This window comes from Chitinophaga sancti (genome assembly GCF_034087045.1).
In the GTDB taxonomy this organism is placed as follows: Bacteria; Bacteroidota; Bacteroidia; order Chitinophagales; family Chitinophagaceae; genus Chitinophaga; species Chitinophaga sancti_B.
Genome location: NZ_CP139247.1, coordinates 604,334 through 626,904, shown reverse-complemented (window position 1 = coordinate 626,904; position 22,571 = coordinate 604,334). Strand labels below are relative to the sequence as shown.

The window sequence follows — 22,571 nt, the reverse complement described above, 5'->3', positions numbered from 1 at the left end:
TCTTTATATAGATGGATACTTTTATTAATAATGCATCTCCAGGGAAATGTCAGTTTATAACCAACCCAGAAAACGGGTCATACAATTAATTTTCCTTGGCATGGTCGTGTTGATCATAACAAGGCTTTTCTTTTTACAGATTGTCGAGAAGAAATACTCCAAGCTGGCGGATGCTAATGCTGTACTCCGTAAAGTAGTTTACCCCAGCCGTGGTATTATCTTCGATCGCAAAGGACGGAGTATCCTCAGCAATGATGTTATGTACGACCTGGTCGTAACGCCTATCAATGTCAAAAACATTGATACGGCCTACATGTGCCAGATCCTGAATATTACCAAAGAAGAATTCAGAAAACGGATCACTTCCTCCATCCTCAAGAATGGTAGCCGCCGTGTATCTGTTTTTGCGCCCCTGCTCTCTCCGGATATGTTCGGTAAGCTGCAGGAAAGCATGTATATGTTCCAGCCCGGATTTGAACTGGTGCCCAGGCAGATCCGTTCTTATCCTTTTGCCGCTGCTGCAAATATCTTAGGGTATATTGGTGAAATCTCCCCTCAGATGATGCAACGCCCGCAATACAGTGATTATAACCAGGGTGACTACCTGGGTATGACCGGTCTGGAAAGAACTTACGAAGAAGTGCTGATGGGACAACGTGGTATCCAATACCTGGTAAAAGATAACCTGAACCGTCCACAGGGACCTTATGAACATGGGGAGTTCGATACCGCCGCTATTGCAGGTAAGAACCTCCGCCTCTCTTTGGATGTTGATCTGCAGGTACTCGGTGAGCACCTGATGCGTAACAAAATTGGTAGTGTGGTAGCAATCGATCCACAGACAGGTGGTATCCTCTCTATGGTGAGCGCACCTACCTACGACCCGAACTTGCTGACAGGTTCTTTCAGAGCACGCAACTTTAGCCGTCTCTTTACTGATACGACCAAACCTCTCTTTAACCGTGCTATCCAGGCGGGTTATCCACCGGGATCCTCTATGAAACCGCTGACAGCCCTGATCGCACTGGATGAAGGTGTAATTACACCAAGTTATGGTTTCCCCTGCTTTGGTGCATATACCTATTGCGGTCGTCCGATTGCCTGCACCCACCACAACCCCGGGCACGCAGCAAACCTGCGACTGGCTATTGCCAACTCCTGTAATGCTTACTTTGTACACCTTTACAGGCTGGAAGTGGATGCACCTAAATGGGGTGGTGTGAAAAAAGGACACCAGAAATGGCATGATTATATCTCCTCTTTCGGCCTCGGTCACAGGCTGGGTGTAGATATTCCGAGTGAATCAGGTGGTAAAGCCATCGATAGCGCAGGTATGAATAAATTGTATCGTGGTCAGTGGAACTCCTGTTCAGAACTGTATGTAGGTATGGGTCAGGGCCAGGTAGTAGCTACGCCCATGCAGATGGCAAATGCCATGTGTATCATTGCCAACCATGGTTCTTACTATGTACCTCACTTTGTGAGCAGTATAGACAATGACAATACCAATTTGCTGGCTAAATACAAAGAAAAACACATAGTAGCACACGTATCTGATACATCGTACCGTTCAGTAATCTATGGTATGGAGGATGTGGTGGAAAAAGGTACTGGTATGATTGCCCGTATTGACAACATCATTGTGTGTGGTAAAACAGGTACTGCAGAGAACAATGCTATTGTAAACGGAAAACTTACTAAACTGAAGAACCACTCTGTATTCGTGGCTTTTGCGCCGAGAGACAATCCTAAAATTGCCATAGCCGTAATCGTGGAGAATGCAGGTTTTGGTTCCACTTATGCTGCACCTATCGCCAGCTTGATGATTGAGAAATACCTGAATGATACCATATCAATTAAACGTAAGCCGCAGATGATGAAAACATTGAACGATGTGACCATTGATCCTGTGGTAAGAGAAAAATCCAAGCTGGATTCGCTGAACGGCGCTTCAGCAAAAATGACGACAGAACAAATACTTAAACTCTATTTCCCGAATAACTAATGATAAACCGCCGGCAGCAATTAAAGCTTACAGAAGGTATTGACTGGCCTATAATGGGTCTGTATCTGGCACTGGTGTTCGTTGGCCTGTTATCGATCTTTGCAGCAGAGTACAGAGAGGGCGATAATATATGGAACGATATCATTCACCTGAATAAAAACTATTCCCGCCAGATTATGTGGCTGGGTGTATCGGCCATATTGGCTACGGTCATCTGGCTGACGGATAGTAAGTTCTTTACAGCTACGGCCAACCTGCTGTATGCAGGTGGTATATTATTATTACTGTTGGTAATAGCCATTGGTAAGGATGTAAAAGGGTCACACTCATGGCTGGTAATAGGAGGCTTTCAGTTCCAGCCTGCAGAGTTGACGAAACTATGTACCAACCTGGCGTTGGCAAAATACCTCTCTTCATTAGAAACAGATTTTACCAAGCTACGGGCGCGATTGATTGCCGCTGCACTGGCATTGATTCCCTGTGCAATCATCGTTTTGCAGGATGAAACAGGGTTGGCACTGGTGTATTTCTCTTTCTTCCTGGTCATGTATAGAGAAGGGTTGCCTGCTGTATTGCTGGTGATTGCATTCTCGGGGATTGTGTTAGTATTGTCGGCATTATTGGTGGATAAAAACATTCTCTTCTACATATTTACAGGTATTACAGCGCTTGTCATTTATTTCATGCGCAGGGATATCAGAAGACATCGTTCCAAACTGGCACTGATTGTAGGTATCTATGCTTTCTGTTCAGTGTTTGTGATGTTCATAGTTCCCTTTGCTTTTACCAAGGTGCTGAAAGATTACCAGGTAAAGCGTATCAACGTAATGCTGGGTAAAGAGAACGATCCGAAAGCGACTTACAATACCAGGCAGAGTATGATTGCCATCGGTTCCGGCGGTGTGATCGGTAAGGGGTATCTGAAAGGAACACAAACAAGATATGACTTCGTACCGGAACAGAGTACTGACTTTATCTTCTGTACAGTGGGAGAAGACTTTGGTTTTCTGGGTTCTGTCATATTTGTAGGGCTATATGTCGCCCTGCTCTTACGGATTATATTTGTCGCGGAGCGACAGCGATCGACATTTAGCAGGGTGTATGCATATGGGGTCGCGAGCATCATCTTCTTCCATATGGCCATCAATATATCGATGACGATAGGTCTGGCGCCGGTAATTGGTATTCCATTGCCGTTGGTGAGTTATGGTGGTTCGTCGTTAATGACATTTACGATGTTGATATTTATAATGTTGAGACTGGATGCCGACAGGCAGATGGTATTAAGATAATGGCCCGTCCATAAAAAAGAACGCTCCCGCCTATGGCAGGAGCGTTCTTTTTTTATTTTGTACCTTTGCATGCGCACTTTGGCACTAGAAACTATGGCACGTATTATTCCGTTATCAGAAGGGTCTTTCACTGTAGATGCTACAAAACAGTTCGTACCTTATAATCCATCAGTAGACACCATGCAGCAAAGATCTGGTGGTTCCTTACTGGTAGAAATTCAACCTTTCCTTGTGATCACGAATCAGGATTTCATTCTCTTCGACACAGGACTCGGGCTGCGCAACAAAGATGGGGTATTGCAAATTCATCAGCATTTGATTGATAATGGTGTGAACCCCATGGAAATCACCAAAGTACTGATGAGTCATTTGCACAAAGATCACTCCGGTGGGGTTTCTGCAGAAGATCCCATCACCGGTCAGCGTCAGCTCACATTCCCACATGCTACCTATTATGTAAACAGGCAGGAATTCCGGTATGCGCTTGAGAATGACGGCAAATCATACCTCGGCAGTGATATCTCCCTGCTTCAGAATTATGATAATGTGGTCTTCACAGAGGGTGATGGTACCATCGACGATTATATTACTTACCGGGTAACCGGCGGTCACTGCCCTTACCACCAGGTATTCCTCATCAACGACGAAGATGGTAAGGTCTTTTTTGGAGGGGACGAAGCGCCTCAGATGTCCTACATGATCCGTCGCTTTGCAGCAAAGTATGATTACGATGGCAAGCGTGGTTTAGAACTCCGTGAGCAGTTCAAACAGCAGGGTGCAGAGGAGGATTGGACGTTTCTTTATTATCATGATACGAAGACGCCATTTAATAAATTTTCCAGATAAGTGTATAAAAAAGCCTCCCACAATGGGAGGCTTTTTTATACTTATTCCTTGTATAACATCTAAAGTTATCAGTTTCTAAATCTGCGGGGGCCTGGTCCACCCACATTTCTCAATTGTCTTTCTTTCAGCTGCTGTAATAATACTTTCCTGAATTCTCTTTCTGACCTGAACACCGACCCTGCTTTATTTGCTGGCAGTACTTTCTGAAATTCTTTATCGTAATGGTTTTTGATATCCAGCATACGCTGGTCATATTTTAATTCCTGATCCGGCGCACTGTTTCTTGCTTCAGTTTTATTCTCTTTAGCAGCGGTAGCGCGGTTATTTCGTTCTGCGATCAGGATCTCTACTTCTTTGGTATACTGGTTATACACCGGCCAGAATTTCTGGGCTTCGTCTGGTGTAAGATCGAGCTTTTGAGCCAGGTAAGCTATTTCCGCCGCCCGTATCTTGCTATTTATCTCGGCATCGCTGCCGCCACTTTGTGCCATACCAGGTGAGGGTCGACACAAAAGGGAAGTGATAAAAAGTAAACACAGTATGTAAAAATGTTTCATTTAATTTTTAATTGGACTTTCTTCTTTTAAAGAACCAGTGTTTTCCAGATAGCTTTCAATGTCCTCGGTAGACAATCCACCAGGTAATGGTGAATTTTCTGTCGTCGTTTTGGTGGTCGCTGCGGTTGTTACTCCCATGAGGTCGTCTTTATCAAAAGCATCCATGTGATTTTGCAGGTACTCCAAAATTTCCTGATCACTTACATCTGATAAGCTGGCTTCGGCCAGGTTAATAACTGCCTTATTTGCCGGTTGTTGGGTGTTGCGCATGTAGAACAAACTGCTGGTGCCTACGAGTGCAATCATACAGGCGGCGGCCGCCCATTTGTAGAACTGCATTCTGCGTGGGCGCATGTTCACTACTTTGGCTGGTGCCTGGGCAATGGTGGCTACCTGTGTATCCAACTGGTCAAAGTAACCGGCTGGAACAGAGAAAGGCACTGCTTTTGGCAGGGATGCCAGTAATGGAGATATGTCAGCCAGTTCATCTGCTACTTCCTCATTTCTTACCTTTTCCAAGACCTGGGCAGATAGCTGGTCAAAGTAACCTGCAGGCATAGAGAAAGGCATGTTTCTGGTCAGCTCGGCAAAAGGTGATACGCTTTCTGCTTCCTGGATCTGCTGGAGTAGTTGGGCAGGGAACTGCTCAAAGTACCCTTCAGGCAGAGAGAAAGGTATTGCTTTTGGCAGGGATGCCAGTAATGGAGAGATAGCTGCCAGCTCAGTAGCGGCTTCTTCCATCTGAATTTTTTGCATCACCTGTGAGGATAGTTGCCCGAAGTATCCGTTTGGAGGAGGTGTAAGAGGAGATATCCGGGAAATACCGGTCAATTCCTGGGCCAGCTCTTCGTTTACGAGTGCAAGTATCCTTTGGGGGAGTTGCTCAAAATATCCTTTTGGTGGAGCAGAGAAAGGTACATTCCGGGAAATACCCGTTAGCGCCGGTTCCTGCTCTTTATTTACATGTGCAAGAATTTGTTGTGGCAGTTGCTCAAAATACCCTGCAGGCGGAGGGGCAAAAGGTAGTTCTCTGGAAATACCAGTCAGTTCGGACTCCTGCTCTTCATGTACATGTGCAAGAATTTGTTTTGACAGTTGCTCAAAATACCCTGCAGGCGGAGGGGTAAGTGGTAATTTTCGGGATATACCCAATAATTCCGGCTCCTGAATACGTGCATTAATTGACTGAGGTAACTGATCAAAATACCCGGATGGTACGGTCAACGGGAACGTTTTGGGTACAGCAGCCAGTATGTGGGAGAGGCTTTGCAGCTCTTCCATCACATCCACCTGACGCACTTTATTAAGGATCATTGCTGGCAGGGACTCAAAGTAGCCCACCGGAACCCCTGACAGGGGCGCCTTTTGTGGCCATTGAGCGCCAGGAATAAGCTCCTGAAGTTCGTTCGCAATATCGTTGCCTTTGGGTATCATCTCGGTATTTAGACGGCAAAAGATATGAATAGTTTAAAGACTGAAACGTTTCGTCTTCAAAAATTTCAATTTCATCTCAAAAATTATGGATTTCACCACAAAAATTAGCAAATGTCGCAATATTAGCTGTTCTTAATAAATTCTTCTATTTTTTTTACAGCGTGGTGGTAAGAAGCTTTCAGTGCACCTTCTGAGGTATCCAGCACACGGCTCATTTCTTCATAGGGCATTTCGTCATAGTATCGCAGGTTAAATACGATCCTTTGTTTTTCGGGCAGTCCCAGAATAGCTCTCTGCAGTTTCCATTCCAATTTATTCGCATCAAACTGACTATCAGCTTTTAACGTATTGCTAAGTCCTGTTTCCACGTCGGACAGGGACACGGAGGTATTTTTCTTTTGTTTTTCCAGGAAGGTCAGGCATTCGTTGGTGGCTATCTTGTATAACCAGGTGTATAACTGGGCGTCTTCACGAAAGCCTTCCAGATTCTTCCAAACTTTTACAAATACGTTTTGCAATACGTCGTTTGCGTCGTCATGATCCAGCACTAGTCGCCTTACATGCCAATATAAGCGCTCCTGATATTTCTGAATTATATACGTAAATCCCTTCTCCCTTGTGGCAGGATCTCTGTACAAACTCAGCAATGTCTTATCATCCTGAATAACGGCCATACAAAGGTTAAATGGTTAAAGACTGGAATTTAATTAAAAACCACCTATTCAGATGGTTTTTTTATCGTAAGGTTTAATATTGATAAGAGATAAAAATATAGGCTGACCGTTTTACAGTCAGCCTACAGTCCAATAAAAAGTTGATGAATATCTCTTATTTAGCCTTCTTTCTGGCAATTGCTTTTTCAGCAGCAGCTACGATATGCTCTGCATCCAGACCATATTTTTTCAGCAGGTCTAAAGGTTTACCGCTTTCACCGAAAGTATCTTCAGTACCTACATATTCGATAGGTACTACATGGTTACGTGCAGCTACCTGTGCGATGCTGTCGCCCAGACCACCGAGTACGTTGTGTTCTTCGGCAGTTACAGCACAACCGGTCTTTTTGATAGAAGCCAGTACAGCTGCTTCGTCCAGTGGCTTGATGGTGTGGATATTGATGATTTCCACGCTATAGCCTCTTTCTTCCAGGATCTTACCCGCTTCGATAGAGAGCCATACCATATGACCACAGGCGAAGAGGGTTACGTCGGTACCTTCGTGCAGGATCTGCGCTTTACCTACTTCAAAAGTCTGATCTTCTGCCGTGAAGTTAGGCCATTTTGGACGGCCGAAACGCAGGTACACAGGACCTTCGTATTCTGCAATCGCAATAGTGGCAGCTTTGGTCTGATTGAAATCGCAAGGTACGATCACTGTCATACCAGGCAGCATTTTCATCATTCCTATATCTTCGAGGATCTGGTGAGTAGCACCATCTTCACCCAGGGTTAAACCTGCGTGAGATGCACAGATCTTCACATTCTTGTCAGAATAAGCAACGGACTGACGGATCTGATCGTATACGCGTCCGGTTGAAAAGTTTGCAAACGTGGTAGTATAAGGGATTTTACCGCCAATGGTCATACCTGCAGCAATACCTATCATGTTGGCTTCTGCAATACCGACTTGTACAAAACGATCCGGAAATTCCTTGATAAAGGCGTTCAGTTTCATAGAGCCCAGCAGATCGGCAGTCAGCGCCACTACATTTGGATTTCTACGACCTGCCTCCAGGATTCCTTCTCCAAATCCTGCGCGGGTTTCCTTCTCATTTAATGGTTTTATATCTTTTACCATAGCCTTTGTTATAAGTATTTCGCCTCTAAAGTAATAAAAAAGATGAGCATGTTATAGCTCTGTACTATTTAAAAAAAGTTTCATCCGCCTAAGGCGGATGAAACTTTAATTATTTAAAACCCTGTCTCTTAGCGCTACTTCCCACTGCCATGCAGTCCTCATCATATCCTCAATGCCTGTTTTAGGCTCCCATCCCAGCAGGGATTTAGCTTTTGTATTATTCGCATAAATTGCAATTACATCTCCCGGACGACCTGGGCCCAGTTCGTAATTCAGCTTCACGCCAGAGATCTTTTCAAATGCCTTGATAGCTTCCAGTACGGTTACACCATTACCGGTACCCAGGTTGAAAACCTCGCAATTCGCTTTATTTTTCTTGTCGATCAGGTATTGCAAAGCCCTGGTATGTGCGTTTGCGATATCCATTACATATATATAGTCACGGATACAGCTACCATCTCGGGTATCATAATCATGGCCAAACACAGTCAGCTTAGGAATTTTGCCAATGGCTGTCTGGGTGATCACTGGCACCAGGTTATCTGGTCTGCCCAGCGGCAGTTCACCGATCAGGGCAGAAGGGTGTGCACCAACCGGGTTGAAATAACGGAGCAGGATAGACTGTGTGCTGTTTACACGGCTATAGTCTTCAATAATCTGTTCCCCCATTTGTTTGGTACGTGCATATGGAGATTGTGCTTCTCCCAGTGGGGTTTCTTCTACTACTGGCAGGGCGTTGGTATTACCATACACGGAGCAGGAAGAAGAGAACACCATATTAGGAATGTTGAATTCCTTTACACATTTCAGTACGTTAGTCAGTGAAGTGAGGTTGTTGTGGAAGTATAACAGGGGCTCTGACACCGATTCTGGTACTGTTTTCAGGGCTGCGAAGTGAATGACACCTACGATGTCACGGTTTTCGTGGAATACGGCGTGGGTATCTTCCAGGTTGCACAGGTCAACTTTGTAATTGCGAACCTTTTTACCTGTGATTTTTTCTACGCCTTCCAGCAATTGTGTACTACTACGGATATTGCTGTCTACAGAAACTACGTCAAATCCGTTATTTATCAGATCTACGATAGTATGAGCGCCAATATAGCCACAACCGCCGGTAACAAGAACCTTCATATGATTTGTTTTTTAGAGTTGGTATCAAAGTAACAAAAAGCGAATTACGAATTTATGTCGTAAATACCATATTCTCAAAATATTGGTCAGCCAGGAACACCTAATCGCAAAAAATCGCTTCTACCCTGGCGGCAAAAGCGATTTTTTGGTGTATGATCTCAATATTATTGTTTCAGCAATGACTCCAGGTAGTTGCCATAACCGCTCTTCAGCAGTGGAGCTGCCAGTTTGTGTAACTGATCTATGTCAATGAATCCCTGTCTGTATGCGATTTCTTCAATACAGGCGATCTTGATCCCCTGTCGCTGTTCTATTACCTGAACGAACTGGGAAGCCTGCATCATGGAGTCGAAGGTACCTGTATCCAGCCATGCGGTACCGCGTGGTAAGATAGATACTTTCAGTCTGCCAGCCTCCAGGTAGGCCTTGTTCACATCTGTGATCTCGTATTCACCACGTGCACTTGGTTTCAGGTTAGCAGCAATCTCCACCACGGTATTGTCATAAAAGTACAACCCTGGTACGGCATAGTTGCTCTTTGGCTTAGCAGGTTTCTCTTCGATAGATACCGCCTTCATTTTGTCATCGAACTCCACTACACCATATCTTTCCGGGTCTGATACCTGGTAGGCATAAACGATACCACCCTGTGGATTCACATTGTTGGCCAGCTGGGTACCAAGACCTGCGCCATAAAATATATTATCTCCCAATACCAGGGCGACATTGTCATTCCCGATAAAGTCTTTGCCAATCACAAATGCCTGTGCCAGACCATTTGGTTCCGGTTGTTCAGCATAAGAAATTTCCAGTCCCAACTGCTTGCCGTCGTTAAAGAGCCGCCTGAAAGCAGGCAGGTCATGAGGCGTTGAAATAATCAGGATCTCCCTGATACCAGCCAACATCAGCGTAGACAGTGGATAGTAGATCATCGGTTTATCATACACCGGCATGATCTGCTTACTGATGGCATAAGTAATGGGGTGTAAACGCGTACCGGAGCCCCCGGCTAAGATAATACCTTTCATTGCGGTTTATTATATGATAAACAATTATCAATACACCATTACAATAATGGTCTCATTGATGTAATAGGATACTGGGTTTTCCAAAAGCCTTACAAAAATAGGTGGATGGGGGGAAAAAAAAGCGGCATCGGGAAAAATATCAATAAAAAAAGCCGGCGTGAGTATAACTTCTGTATTACTCACGCCGGCCTGGCTATATAAATCCGAAGATCGTTTAAAAAAAGAGATTCACGATAAAATACACGGCAGCAGCCAGTAAAGCACTGATCGGAATGGTCAGGATCCATGCCCAGAGCAGGCTCACTGTTACCCCCCAGCGTACTGCTGAAAGACGTTTGGTAGCACCTACCCCGATAATAGAACCGGTAATTGTGTGTGTGGTACTTACGGGAATGGCCAGTGCTTCAGTGAGGTAAAGCGTAATGGCACCTGCGGTTTCAGCGGCTACACCTTCCAGCGGAGTCACTTTGGTAATGCGGGATCCCATTGTCTTTACAATCTTCCAGCCACCACTCATGGTACCTAAACCAATTGCAGCGAAACACGAGAACGGTACCCAGTTCGGTATATGCATGAGGTCAGGGATAATACCATGCGCTACCAGGGCAGCAGCGATGATACCCATTACCTTTTGAGCGTCATTACCACCATGGGCAAGGCTCAGGGCACCAGAAGATACCAGCTGAAGGCGTTTGAACCAGCTTTCTGCCCTATATGGGTTTGCCTTGCGGCAAACGTTCATAATTATAATAGTGATCACAAAGGCGACGGCCATCCCTATAAAGGGCGCCAGCACGATAAAGTAAATGATAGGCATTACCTTACCATAGTTGATCACATCAAAGTTACCATGAGCAGCAGCAACGGCAGAGCCAATAAAGCCACCAATCAGGGTATGGGAAGAACTGGATGGAATACCATACCACCAGGTCAGCAGGTTCCATACAATCGCCGCTACCAGTCCGGAGAAGATCACTTTCAGGGTGATAAACTGCTCGAATACTGATTTAGCAATGGTATTACCTACCTTAAATTCCCCGTAAACGTACTTTGAGATAAAAAAAGCGGCAAAGTTGAATATAGCAGCCCACAATACGGCTTGAAACGGGGTCAGCACTTTTGTGGAAACGATTGTAGCTATAGAGTTGGCAGCATCATGAAACCCGTTAATAAAGTCAAAGATGAACGCCAGTATAATAATTGTGACAAGTAAGGCCATTAGAATACAGTTTGCATTGAGCCATTAAGGACCGGGCGACTATGCATATTTAATAATGATAGATTCGATCACATTGGCGCAGTCTTCGCATTTATCGGTAGCGATTTCCAGTGCCTGATACAATTCACGCATTTTCAGCAGCTCGCCTGCATTGTTGGATTCTTTCTCGAACAGGTCAGCGATGGCCATATCATAGATATCATCAGCATGGTTTTCCAGGCTGTTGATCCTTACACAGGCATCAGTGATATTACGCATGTTAGACATGGTTCTCAGTTCAGGGATCGCTTTGTGCAACTCTACGCAACCCTGGTAAATCAGGTCTGCCAGTTTACGAACGCTATCGCTGATTTCTACCACTTTATACAGATCTAAACGTTTGGCAGAGCCATGAATATAATCTGCTACGTCATCCAGCGTAGATGCCAGGTGGTGAATATCTTCACGGTCAAAAGGGGTGATGAAGTTCTGGCCCAGTTCTACGAATATGCGATGGGTAAAATCGTCGTTCTTATGCTCCAGTCTTTCGATCAGATGCGTCTTATCTTTTCTTACAGCAGGGTCTGTAGAATTTACCAGTTCTATCAACACTTTTCCCATTTCCACCAGATTGGCAGCTACATCCTCAAATAATGAATAGAATACCCTGTCCTTAGGAATAAACAATTTAACAAAGGAATTGAAGCCTCCCATACGCTATATAGTTTGAATTTGGCGCAAAAATAGCTTTCCGCGACCAATACCTCCAAGAAATAATTTTTCTTAATGATTCCTTAACACTGTATTAATATAAAAGTAATATAGCAATTTTTTCTTTGTATTGTAAAAACCTGCAGTGTACGAGCCTGGTTTTCAAGGATGATTTTATCCGGAAAAGGCCCAGCGCAGGGGCAAATACACCTACAGCGAGCGAACACTATTTATCACCATTAGAAACAACGAATCCGGCTTTCCGGTTCACCAGCGTAAACAATGTCCGATAAACGCCCACTTGATATAGTCGTTATTTCCGATGTGCATCTCGGAATATACGGCTGTCACGCAAAAGAGCTTGTCCAATACCTAGATAGCATTGATCCTAAGATACTGATTCTCAATGGAGATATTATCGACATCTGGCAGTTCAGCAAACGCTACTTCCCAAAAGCGCATACCAAGGTGATCCGCAGAATCCTGAAAATGACAGGAAAGGGGACAGATGTATATTATCTGACCGGCAACCACGACGAAGCCCTCCGCAAATTTGCCGGGTTTGGTTTGGGTAACCTCACTATCGATAATAAACTCATCCTGGACGTAGACGGCAAAAAACACTGGTTCTTTCATGGAGACGTATATGATATAACCATGAAAAACTCCAAGTGGCTTGCAAAACTGGGGGGCAAAGGCTATGATCTGCTCATTATTCTCAACCGCCTGGTGAACAATATCCTGGAAAGCATGGGAAGGGAAAAGATGAGTTTTTCCAAAAAAGTGAAACATGGGGTGAAACAGGCGGTGAAATTCATCTCCGACTTTGAACAGATCGTAGCTGAAATCGCTGTAGACAAAGGCTTTGATGTAGTAGCATGTGGGCATATCCACCAGCCAATCATTAAGGAAATGGTACATAACGGTAAGACGGTAACGTACCTGAACTCCGGCGACTGGGTGGAAAGCCTCACTTCTCTTGAATATGTAAATAAAGAATGGACCCTCTACCAATACCCTGTAACGAAATCAAAAGTAGTACTGCCGGAAGAGGAAGAAGATCAGCAGATATGGGGAGATATTGATTTGTCGAAAGCAGTGACTTTCCCTAATTCATAATATTGGTATTTCTGATTCCTGCTATTTCAGCGGGCCGCAGGCCTGTCCCCAACCAATCCGTTTTCGCTAAAGGTGGAAACGGATTGGTTTGAAGAGTAAATGCAAGGTTATATATGTTATACTTTAACATATATTTATGATTAGATAACACCCCCTTAATATTCACTTAATACGCACGAACTAAGTTTGCAAACAAATTCAGTAAGACTGGAAATAATAATCCAAACGTGAAATGAAAGTATTGAAGTTACATCCTTTAATGACAGTATCTCTTTTGCAGATGCAGTTCCAACGGTTACTCTCGTGTAACATTGCAGTATATATGCGGAACTCCCCGGCTAATGCTTTCGATACCTTGCAGGAAGCAGGCTTTCTGGAAAATATGCTCATTGAATACCCCATCGACGAAACCCTGAGCCTTCGTGAATTCGAAGAAGAACTGGAAGACAGATTCAACTTTACCCTCGAACTCTGTAACAAAGACAACAAACCGTTTACCAACAAAAGCATGCACCTGTTCCAACTGATCAAAGGTCTCAATGATATTGCAAAGACAGGTTATGCTAACGGTAACGAATATAACATTCAGCTCGAAAGATTAATAAATCTTCATAATAATAGCAGACAAGGACCACAGCCCTTCTCCTGTTAATTATTATATTGCACTATGTAAACCTTATATTCCTATACCTACAACGAACTTACGTAAAACTGTTAACATTCTGGTAACGCTCCGTTAACACTACGGTTATATAGCCCCTATACTTTTGCTGTACTATCAATCTATCACGAACGAATAATTCTACTGTGAAGCAAGTTTTAGAGTCCGCACTGTTATGTGTATGCTTATTTTTGTACGCTATATTGCCATCTTTTGCATTCGATAATGGAAGAATTACTGGAAAGGTAACTGACCAGAAAACCGGGGAGCCGTTAATTGGTGTAACCGTTTTAATCCAGGGGACCACACAGGGTACTGTGACTGATGTATCAGGGAGCTATACATTAAACATTGCACCAGGTACCTATACACTCGAATTCAAATACATGGGGTATCAGACCAAGGCAGTCACTGAAGTGGTTGTAAAAGGTAGTAATGCTACCAGTCTGCCCGTGATCATGGACGAACCTACTTCCAAAAACCTGGCTGAAGTAGTGATCAAAGGCTCTTTCAAGCAGGAAACAATCAACGCATTATATACTCAGCAGAAAAATAATGCCGCTGTATCAGACGGTATCTCTGCCGATGTAATTAAGAAATCGCCGGACCGCAGTACTGGCGAAGTACTGAAGCGTGTAAGCGGTACTACTATCCAGGATAATAAGTTCGTAATTGTACGAGGTCTGAGTGATCGTTACAATGTAGCGCTGGTAGACAATGCCAACCTGCCAAGTACAGAACCTAACCGTAAGGCTTTCTCCTTCGACATCATTCCTGCGAATATGATCGACAACATTGTTATCACCAAATCCGCTACACCTGAATTGCCTGGTGACTTTGCGGGTGGTGTGATCAATGTACAAACCAAAGAAATTCCTGAACAACAATTCTTCGATATTTCACTTGGTACCGGATTCAATACTGTTTCTACTTTCCAGCCTTTCAAAACTGGTTATAAATCAAGCACTGATATCTTAGGTTTTGATAATGGCGCACGTCAGTTGCCATCAGCTTTTCCATCTACTACAGCAATTGTAAACAACCAGCTGAGTGCTGCACAAACTCGTGCTGCAGAGAAGTCGCTGAACAATGATTATCGTGTAAGAGAACGCAATGGTGCACCCGCCATCAACCTGCAGGGTAGCTGGGGAAATCATTGGGATACTAAGAAACATGGTAGCCTGGGTGTGATTGCAGGTGTGACTTATTCACACAATGAGACAGTGGCCAAAGACATGATCAGGCATTATGACAACTTCGATTATACTGACAATGTATATAAATACTCTTCTAACCTGGGTGCTGTTGCAAACGTAGGTTACACTACAGGCAAAAGCAAACTGGTATGGAGAAACATTTACAACAAGATCTTTGATGACAATTTCCTGTATAGAGAAGGTGACAATATCGGTAGCTCTAAGTATATCAACTACTATGCATTTGACCTGATTCAGAAATCACTGTTCAAAACATCCGTAGAAGGTGATCATCAGGTTGGACAGGGGCAGAGTAAAGTGAACTGGTTATTGTCTTACAACAAAGTCACCAACAACCAGCCTGACCAGCGTAAAGTATCCTATGGCCGTGCCATCGATGATGCATCTGCTGTAATGGTAGCTGATATCGGATCGGTAGGTAAAGCCAACAGCCGGCTGTTCTCTGATCTGGATGAAAACATCTATATCGCCAGTGCAAACTATTCACATCCTTTCCGCTTCCTTGACAACAAGAGCCTGTTCAAAGCAGGTGTGTTAGGACAGTATCGTTCCAGAGATTTTCATGCCCGCTATATTGGTATGAAACTGGATCCTATTAAAGATGGTGGCGATGTAGTTGCACAACGTCCAATCAGCACACTGTTTGGTGATGATGTGATCGATCAGGATTTCTATGACCTGAATGACATCACCTCTACAGCAGATGAATACAGGGCGACGACACTTACAACAGCAGGATATGCACAACTCGATAACCGTCTTTCTGATAAGATCCGTATCGTATGGGGTGTGCGTGTGGAGTCATATAATATGAAGTTGAAGTCACCAATCAATAACGCAACTATTAACCTGGACAATAACTGGTTGGATGTATTGCCTTCAGCAAACATTACTTATGCACTGAATGAGCGTTCCAACCTGCGTGGTTCTTATTACAGAACAGTAGCAAGACCAGAGCTGCGTGAGATTGCGCCATTAGCATATTACGACTATGAGATGTCTTCACTCATCAATGGTAATATCAACCTGAAGCGCAGTCAGATTGATAATGCGGATCTGCGTTATGAAATCTTCCCTGCAGCGGGTGAAGTAGTATCAGGATCTGTATTCTACAAATACTTCAACAATCCGATAGAAAGCAGGGTAACATCTTCAGGTCTGAGCCAGTATGATGTAACGCCTTACAACTATCCTAATGCATACAATGTAGGTGTGGAAGTAGAAGTGAGAAAGAAACTGGGATTCATAGCACCGCATAGCTTCCTGGATAATGTAACCTTCTATGCGAACGTTGCTTATATCAAATCTGTAGTATCTGACAATACAACTTCTACCGCGAAAGACAGACCATTATCCGGTCAATCTAACTATGTAGTAAATACAAGCCTTGGTTATGCATTGCCTAATGATAAGGTCAGCTTTAACCTGCTGTATAACAGAATTGGTCAGCGTCTGTACCTGGTAGGTGAAGGTGGAGGCGCAGATGGTTCCGGCAGACTCGGTAACATCTACGAAAGCCCAAGAAACCTGCTGGACTTCCAGGCTAACCTGAATGTGAGCAAGCGTAGCGGATTCCGTCTGAACATCAAAGACCTGTTAAATGCCCGTTATCAATTCTACTATGACCAGAATGGTAACAACAAATTCGATAATCCTGCATATCAAAAAGGAAGCATCAACTCCGGCGAAGACTACCTGTTACAGCAGTATCGCCCTGGAACATCATTCACATTGACTTTTACATATCATTTATCAAAGTAGTTTAAATTTTTCTGAACCTAAACTCAATTAGACAATCCATGAAAAGGTATCTTATAGGCTTGCTGGTAATGGCATCTTTTGGGGCAATGACCTCCTGTAGCAAAGATGATGACAATACTACATCTACGACTGATTCTACGTACGTAACTCTCTCCGGAGACATCAAAGCAAATCAAACTTTATCTGCTGACAAAAAATACATGCTGAAAGGGTTTGTATATGTAATGAGCGGTGCAACCCTGACTATCGAACCTGGTACTATCATCGTGGGTGATAAAGCCTCTAAAGGTACGCTGGTAGTAACCCGTGGTGGTAAAATAAATGCAACAGGTACTGCTGCAAAACCAATCATCTTCACCTCTGCACAGGAAGTTGGTGCACGTCAGGATGGTGACTGGGGTGGTATTATCCTGCTGGGTAAAGCTCCAATCAACGCTACTGGTGGCGAAGCTAAGATAGAAGGTGGTCTGACTGCGACTAACGGTGGTGATGAAAAAACTTATATCTATTATGGTGGTACTGATGCTGCTGACAACTCTGGTGTACTGAAATATGTACGTATCGAGTTTGCTGGTGTTGCTTACTCTCCTGATAACGAAATCAATGGTTTGACTATGGGTGGTGTTGGTAGTGGTACTACTATCAGCTATGTACAGGTTTATCGTTCCGGTGACGACTCTTTCGAGTGGTTCGGTGGTACTGTAAATTGTGATCACCTGGTTGCAACTTATACCTGGGATGATGATTTCGATACTGACAATGGTTTCTCTGGTCGTGTACAGTTTGGTCTGGCACAGCGTTTCAGAACTATTGCTGACCAATCTGGTTCAAACGGTTTTGAGTCTGATAACGATGCAACTGGTTCTTCCAATACACCACAGACGAAAGCTGTTTTCTCAAACATGACTATCGTTGGTCCTGGTTCTACAGGTTCTATCAACGCTAACTATCAGCATGGTGTACAAATCCGTCGTAACTCTTCTATGAGCCTGTACAACTCTCTGATCATCGGTTTCCCTTACGGTTTCTACCTGGATGACAGCAAAGTTGTATCTCACAAGACTTCTGCTAACGCTTCTGAAGGTACCCTGGTATTCTCTCACAACATCATCGCTGGTAGCACTACTGCTGCAACCAAGAGCGAGTGGAGCACTACCGACAATGCTGCATGGACTGCATGGTGGGCTACTACCAGCACAACTGTGTTGACTAACGCGACTGATGTGCTGCTGGCAAATCCTTACCTGTTCTCTGCTGGTGTTTCTTCTACTAACGTTGGTACACCTAGCTTCCTGCTGAAAACAGGTTCTCCTGCACTGACTGGTGCTGATTTCTCTAATCTGACTACCGGTTTCACTGCTACTACCTACATTGGTGCATTTGATGGTACTACTGATTGGACTACAGGTTGGACGACTGCAGGTGCAGAGACAACTGTATATTAATATTATTATATAGCAATTTTGAAAACGCTTTAGCCATTGGCTAAAGCGTTTTCTTTTTTTAGCAAGTCTTTGTGTGTTTTCCGCTCCCATGGCTTACCTTCTTGTGAAAATTTTAACAGTTATCAGAGATAAAGTTAATATTAGGGTAACACTCCCTTAACATAGACCACCTATTTTTGAACATATTGCGAACTAAGAGAATACCTATAACGAACTAACAAATTCTTCTTATCCGCACTTATGTGATGGCTTGCCATACACGTCATTTTTTAAATTATTTTCCACAAATTATCATCGAATACATTTGTAATTCGTTGGTACATAGTGTTACATGCGCTCGTTAACATTAATTTAATATTGTGTTAACACACGCGTAATGTTACGGAGATACGTTTGCGTCAAATTTAACTGACGTGAATAAGATTTACTCTTCACTAATTTTTTTATTTAGCATCCTTGTACTAGCTGCAACCAACGTAGAGGCGCAGATTACAACGTCACAACTTACTGGTAAGGTAGTAAGCGCAAAAGGAGAACCTTTGCCTGGAGTAACCGTGCTTGCTATAAACACCGGTACCGGTACTAAATATGGTGGACAAACCAACGCAGAAGGCCGTTACCTGATCAACAACCTGAATCCTGGTGGTCCTTATACCATCACCGTTACTTTCATCGGATTTAAGAAGGAAGAAAGAAATGATATCAACTTATCACTGGGTAGTGTAACCTTCAACTTCCTGTTGCAGGATGAATCTACTGCACTGAGCGAAGTAGTAGTAAAAGGCAACAACACTGGTAAACCAGGCGGTTTCCGTGTAGGTCAGAACGCTTTGAAAACATTGCCTTCCCTGAACCGTAGTTTCCAGGACTTCACTCGTGGTACTCCTCAAAGTAATAACAACTCCTTCCTGGGTTCCAACTTCCGTTATAACAACGTAACCCTGGATGGTGCGATCAATAACGACGCTATTGGCTTTAGCCCTTCTCTGGGTGGTCAGACTAACAGCTCCGGACAGCCAGGTAGCTCTACCCGTACTAACCCGGTTTCTCTGGATGCCGTTCAGGATATTCAGGTATACCTGGCTCCTTACGACGTAAAGATTGGTAACTTCCTCGGTGGTAGTATCAATGCTGTAACACGTAGCGGTACCAACGAAGTACATGCTTCTATTTACGCTTTCGGTCGTAATGCAGCAATGATTGGTAAGAACAACGCAGGTGATGGTTCTAAAGAGCCTTCCAGCTTCCACGAATACCAGACAGGTGTACGTGTTGGTTTCCCAATCATCAAAGACAAATTGTTCTTCTTTACCAACGAAGAGATCACCCGTCGTCAGGATCCTGTGATCCTTGCTGCTGGTTCTTCCGACATGACCTTGCTGACTGCTGATCAGGCTAAAGAGATCGCTGATCACATGAGTGCACTGGATGTAGATAAAACTGGTAAATACAACGCAGGTACTTACGGTAACTATAATATCTATTCCAACTCTACTAAGTTCTTTAACCGTTTAGACTGGAATATCAACGACAAGCACCAGCTGTCTATCCGTAACAATACCATCTTCTCCGAAGCGACTAACCTGGAGCGTGACCAACAGAACTTCCGTTTCAGCGGTATTGATTACAAACAAACCAACAACCAGACATCCACAGTTGCTGAATTGAAAAGCCATTTCAATAACACGGTGTCAAACAGTTTGATCCTGGGTTATAGCAGTGTGCATGATTACCGTGATCCACTGTCTGATCCTTCACTGCCTCAGATCCAGATCGCGAGCAATGGTGGTACTATCTTCTTAGGTACTGACCGTGAAGCGGCTATCTTCAACATGAAACAAAAAACCTTTGAATTCACCGATAACGTGAATATCTTCAAAGGTAGGCATAACATCAATATCGGTACACACAACGAGTTTTACAACATTACTTATGGTTTCGTAAACTCCTGGAACGGCCGTGTTGACTACAGCAGCATTGCTTCTTTCCTGGCTGATCAGCCGAGTCGTGTACGTGGTAACTTCAACTACACTGATAACTCACGTGATTATATCATGTCTCACCCACCAGCAGCGTTCAAGATCAACCTGTACTCTATCTATGCACAGGATGAGATCCATATCACTGACCGTTTCAAACTGACTCCTGGTGTGCGTTTAGATTATACCAGCCTGCCTAACAAGCAACCGCTGAGCGTGAAAACAACTGGTGCTCCTGTAGATGCAAACTACGGTACTACTTATACGTATACCAAACCAAGCGATATCAAGAACAAGTACCTGAATAACGTACAGATCTCTCCACGCTTAGGTTTCAACTTCGACATCAATGGCGATCAGAGCCTGATCCTGCGTGGTGGTACTGGTATCTTCACCGGTCGTATTCCTTTCGCATGGTTAGGTTACGCTTACTACAACAATGGTGTAACTTATGGAGCGTACGATAAGAAATTTGGTTATACAAGTGCCAGCGATGCTCCTGCTACTGGTTCTAATCCTGTAAAGGTGAGCAACCAGGGTGCTGCACAGTTCGTGAGTGCACAGGGTGTAGATGTACATGATGCAACTGGTGCTACACAGGTGGATATGATCGATAATAACTTTAAGATGCCATCAATGTGGAGAAGCAGCTTAGCGTTGGATTATTCTACACAGAACCAATGGCGTTTCACTGTAGAAGGTATTTATACAAAGACTATCAACGATCTGAAATTCCAGCAGGTAAACCTGGTTGATAATCCTTACTATTTGCCTTATGATACTAAACACCAGCAGCCAATCTATACTGGTGCTAAGATCAACTCTAAATTTACTAATGCTTACCTGTTATCAAATACCAAGCAGGGTTACCGTTACAGCATTACCGGTCAGGCAAACAAGACATGGAAGTTTGGTCTGAATGCAAGTGTAGCTTATACTTATGGTCAGTCTAAAGATATCACCAATGGTATCCGTAACTCAATGGAGTCTAACTGGCAGCTGAATCAGGCACTGAATCCTAACAATCCTGGTCTGGCTTATTCTAACTTTGATATCCGTCATCGTATCGTTGCGACAGCCTCTTACAAAGTTGACTGGACTAAGGAGAATCGTTGGGTAGCAAACTTTGCGGTGTTCTTTAATACATCTTCTGGTGTTCCTTTCTCTTATGGATTTGTGAACAGTACAATTCAGGGTACTCCACAGCAGGTAAGTCTGGTGTATATTCCAAAGGATCAGGCAGAGGCCCGTACTTTCTTCACTGCTGCTAATCAGGATATGGCAGATGCATTCTTTGCTTATGTAGAAGGTGATAAGTACCTGAAGACACGTAAGGGTGAGTTTACAGAGCGTAATGGTGGTCGTACACCCTGGAATACTTCTGCTGACTTCCGTTTCACACAGGATTTCAATTTCAAGAGTGGTAAGACGCTGCATACAATCACGCTTACTTATGATATCGTGAATGTGACGAATCTGATTAATAAGAATTGGGGTGTACAGTACTTCTCTCCGAATACATTCAACTCAACAGCGAGTGTAGGTTTGAAGACTGCGACTGCTGGTTCAGCGACTGCAAATCCTGTTTATACATGGACTAATCCAGGAACTCCTTATTCAAAGGATTTCTTTGCGAGCAGACACCAGATGCAGTTAGGTTTGAGGTATAGTTTCTAATTAGTATAAAGTATGTAAAAGTCGAAGGGCGTATCTTGTGATACGCCCTTTTTTTGTGGAAATCGGCTGGCAAAACAAAACGGTCATTCCAACAAGGCAGTAATAAAAATGGTCGCGGTTTTTGTTATAGTATTAAAAACTTACAGCACTCTAATTCGCGATGCATGCATGAAATTCTTTTTAAAATTTTACCTAAATACTGTGATGAAGTTGAACATAGGAGTTGCAGTTTACTGGTTTGTGTAGTATAATGAAAATGCTTTTCAATAAAGGATTTAGAAAGGTTTAATTAGATAAAAAATACTTGTATTTGATCGGTAAAGTTGAGTGTGATTCGTGTAGTAATTTGCGATAGATTTGTAGTAATGACGGCTAATCAGTGCTATTAATCGACTCGTAATAGCTACTAAAAGAATTGCTGTAGTTGGCCACGTGGCGGCTTGCCTGCCGCCACGTGGCCAACTACAGCCGGTTCTTTTACCATGAATAAAAAAAGAAAACCTTCCAGGGTTTCTAGTAGTTCCCTGGAAGGCATTACAAAAGTGGTGGACGTAGTCACAAAACTTGCGGTATTGTGGAAAATGTTTTACTAGACCAAAAGAATATCCGGGTGTTAGCCGCATCCGGGTATTTTCATTAATTCAAATTTACAACATTTTACTATTCCGAAATCTTCCTTACATTCTTTGTAAAAATTGATCGTCCCCCCATTC

The 22,571-nt window shown here is 43.6% G+C and carries 17 protein-coding genes; 8 read left to right on the top strand and 9 right to left on the bottom strand.

The genetic code is table 11. From position 1 onward, the window contains the following. Positions 1-100 precede the first annotated feature (100 nt). The 3 genes from mrdA (at position 101) to SIO70_RS02570 (ending at position 4,143) form a co-directional block, all read left to right on the top strand. The gene (gene mrdA, locus SIO70_RS02580; RefSeq protein WP_320579189.1) at positions 101-2,005 is read left to right on the top strand and encodes a penicillin-binding protein 2; all 1,905 of its coding nucleotides are present in this window, start codon (positions 101-103) and stop codon (positions 2,003-2,005) included. After that, complete coding sequence (gene rodA / locus SIO70_RS02575; RefSeq protein ID WP_320579187.1) at positions 2,005-3,297, top strand: rod shape-determining protein RodA; 1,293 nt, start codon at positions 2,005-2,007, stop codon at positions 3,295-3,297. The genes mrdA and rodA overlap by 1 nt, the downstream gene beginning before the upstream one ends. A gap of 93 nt (positions 3,298-3,390) precedes the next feature. Beyond that, positions 3,391-4,143: an MBL fold metallo-hydrolase gene (locus SIO70_RS02570; protein WP_320579185.1), complete on the top strand. Its 753-nt coding sequence runs from the start codon at positions 3,391-3,393 to the stop codon at positions 4,141-4,143. Between the two features lie 68 nt (positions 4,144-4,211). Here the strand turns inward: SIO70_RS02570 and SIO70_RS02565 are convergent, their stop codons facing one another. The 8 genes from SIO70_RS02565 to SIO70_RS02530 all read right to left on the bottom strand — a co-directional run bounded on the left by SIO70_RS02565 (position 4,212) and on the right by SIO70_RS02530 (position 12,002). Then, complete coding sequence (locus SIO70_RS02565) at positions 4,212-4,634, bottom strand: hypothetical protein (protein WP_320579183.1); 423 nt, start codon at positions 4,632-4,634, stop codon at positions 4,212-4,214. Positions 4,635-4,700: 66 nt separating this feature from the next. Next, positions 4,701-6,134 (bottom strand): hypothetical protein, encoded by a 1,434-nt coding sequence (locus SIO70_RS02560; RefSeq protein WP_320579182.1) that lies wholly within the window; start codon positions 6,132-6,134, stop codon positions 4,701-4,703. Between the two features lie 122 nt (positions 6,135-6,256). Next, positions 6,257-6,808 carry a sigma-70 family RNA polymerase sigma factor gene (locus SIO70_RS02555; RefSeq protein WP_320579179.1) on the bottom strand — a complete coding sequence of 184 codons (552 nt, stop codon included), beginning with the start codon at positions 6,806-6,808 and terminating at the stop codon, positions 6,257-6,259. 154 nt (positions 6,809-6,962) lie between these two features. Then, the gene (locus tag SIO70_RS02550; protein WP_320579178.1) at positions 6,963-7,928 is read right to left on the bottom strand and encodes a transketolase family protein; all 966 of its coding nucleotides are present in this window, start codon (positions 7,926-7,928) and stop codon (positions 6,963-6,965) included. A gap of 105 nt (positions 7,929-8,033) precedes the next feature. Continuing rightward, positions 8,034-9,062, bottom strand: coding sequence for a UDP-glucose 4-epimerase GalE (galE, locus tag SIO70_RS02545; RefSeq protein WP_320579176.1), 1,029 nt, complete (start codon positions 9,060-9,062; stop codon positions 8,034-8,036). 164 nt (positions 9,063-9,226) lie between these two features. Next, complete coding sequence (gene rfbA / locus SIO70_RS02540) at positions 9,227-10,090, bottom strand: glucose-1-phosphate thymidylyltransferase RfbA (RefSeq protein WP_320579175.1); 864 nt, start codon at positions 10,088-10,090, stop codon at positions 9,227-9,229. A gap of 214 nt (positions 10,091-10,304) precedes the next feature. Beyond that, a complete protein-coding gene (locus SIO70_RS02535; protein WP_320579173.1) occupies positions 10,305-11,309 on the bottom strand; it encodes an inorganic phosphate transporter in 1,005 nt (334 codons plus the stop codon). Between the two features lie 39 nt (positions 11,310-11,348). Beyond that, the gene (locus tag SIO70_RS02530; protein ID WP_083724813.1) at positions 11,349-12,002 is read right to left on the bottom strand and encodes a DUF47 domain-containing protein; all 654 of its coding nucleotides are present in this window, start codon (positions 12,000-12,002) and stop codon (positions 11,349-11,351) included. Positions 12,003-12,281: 279 nt separating this feature from the next. Here SIO70_RS02530 and SIO70_RS02525 point away from each other — a divergent pair, with 279 nt between their 5' ends. The 5 genes from SIO70_RS02525 (at position 12,282) to SIO70_RS02505 (ending at position 21,858) form a co-directional block, all read left to right on the top strand. Next, positions 12,282-13,118 (top strand): UDP-2,3-diacylglucosamine diphosphatase, encoded by an 837-nt coding sequence (locus SIO70_RS02525; protein ID WP_320579169.1) that lies wholly within the window; start codon positions 12,282-12,284, stop codon positions 13,116-13,118. A gap of 232 nt (positions 13,119-13,350) precedes the next feature. Next, a complete protein-coding gene (locus tag SIO70_RS02520; protein WP_320579167.1) occupies positions 13,351-13,770 on the top strand; it encodes a hypothetical protein in 420 nt (139 codons plus the stop codon). 155 nt (positions 13,771-13,925) lie between these two features. Beyond that, positions 13,926-16,757, top strand: a complete 2,832-nt coding sequence (locus tag SIO70_RS02515; protein WP_320579165.1) for a TonB-dependent receptor — start codon at positions 13,926-13,928, stop codon at positions 16,755-16,757. Between the two features lie 38 nt (positions 16,758-16,795). After that, the gene (locus SIO70_RS02510) at positions 16,796-18,202 is read left to right on the top strand and encodes a hypothetical protein (protein WP_320579163.1); all 1,407 of its coding nucleotides are present in this window, start codon (positions 16,796-16,798) and stop codon (positions 18,200-18,202) included. A 413-nt stretch (positions 18,203-18,615) separates the two neighbouring features. Next, a complete protein-coding gene (locus SIO70_RS02505; RefSeq protein ID WP_320579161.1) occupies positions 18,616-21,858 on the top strand; it encodes a TonB-dependent receptor in 3,243 nt (1,080 codons plus the stop codon). Between the two features lie 406 nt (positions 21,859-22,264). On the opposite strand, the gene SIO70_RS02500 is transcribed toward SIO70_RS02505, so the two are convergent. Then, on the bottom strand, positions 22,265-22,417 hold the full coding sequence (locus SIO70_RS02500) for a hypothetical protein (RefSeq protein ID WP_320579159.1): 153 nt from the start codon (positions 22,415-22,417) through the stop codon (positions 22,265-22,267). Between the last annotated feature and the right edge of the window lie 154 nt (positions 22,418-22,571).

Excerpts from the sequence above, each read along its gene's own strand:
- mrdA (WP_320579189.1), top strand. The coding sequence starts at position 101 with ATGGTCGTGTTGATCATAACAAGGCTTTTCTTTTTACAGATTGTCGAG.
- rodA (WP_320579187.1), top strand. The coding sequence starts at position 2,005 with ATGATAAACCGCCGGCAGCAATTAAAGCTTACAGAAGGTATTGACTGG.
- SIO70_RS02570 (WP_320579185.1), top strand. The coding sequence starts at position 3,391 with ATGGCACGTATTATTCCGTTATCAGAAGGGTCTTTCACTGTAGATGCT.
- SIO70_RS02565 (WP_320579183.1), bottom strand. The coding sequence starts at position 4,634 with ATGGCACAAAGTGGCGGCAGCGATGCCGAGATAAATAGCAAGATACGG.
- SIO70_RS02560 (WP_320579182.1), bottom strand. The coding sequence starts at position 6,134 with ATGATACCCAAAGGCAACGATATTGCGAACGAACTTCAGGAGCTTATT.
- SIO70_RS02555 (WP_320579179.1), bottom strand. The coding sequence starts at position 6,808 with ATGGCCGTTATTCAGGATGATAAGACATTGCTGAGTTTGTACAGAGAT.
- SIO70_RS02550 (WP_320579178.1), bottom strand. The coding sequence starts at position 7,928 with ATGGTAAAAGATATAAAACCATTAAATGAGAAGGAAACCCGCGCAGGA.
- galE (WP_320579176.1), bottom strand. The coding sequence starts at position 9,062 with ATGAAGGTTCTTGTTACCGGCGGTTGTGGCTATATTGGCGCTCATACT.
- rfbA (WP_320579175.1), bottom strand. The coding sequence starts at position 10,090 with ATGAAAGGTATTATCTTAGCCGGGGGCTCCGGTACGCGTTTACACCCC.
- SIO70_RS02535 (WP_320579173.1), bottom strand. The coding sequence starts at position 11,309 with ATGGCCTTACTTGTCACAATTATTATACTGGCGTTCATCTTTGACTTT.
- SIO70_RS02530 (WP_083724813.1), bottom strand. The coding sequence starts at position 12,002 with ATGGGAGGCTTCAATTCCTTTGTTAAATTGTTTATTCCTAAGGACAGG.
- SIO70_RS02525 (WP_320579169.1), top strand. The coding sequence starts at position 12,282 with ATGTCCGATAAACGCCCACTTGATATAGTCGTTATTTCCGATGTGCAT.
- SIO70_RS02520 (WP_320579167.1), top strand. The coding sequence starts at position 13,351 with ATGAAAGTATTGAAGTTACATCCTTTAATGACAGTATCTCTTTTGCAG.
- SIO70_RS02510 (WP_320579163.1), top strand. The coding sequence starts at position 16,796 with ATGAAAAGGTATCTTATAGGCTTGCTGGTAATGGCATCTTTTGGGGCA.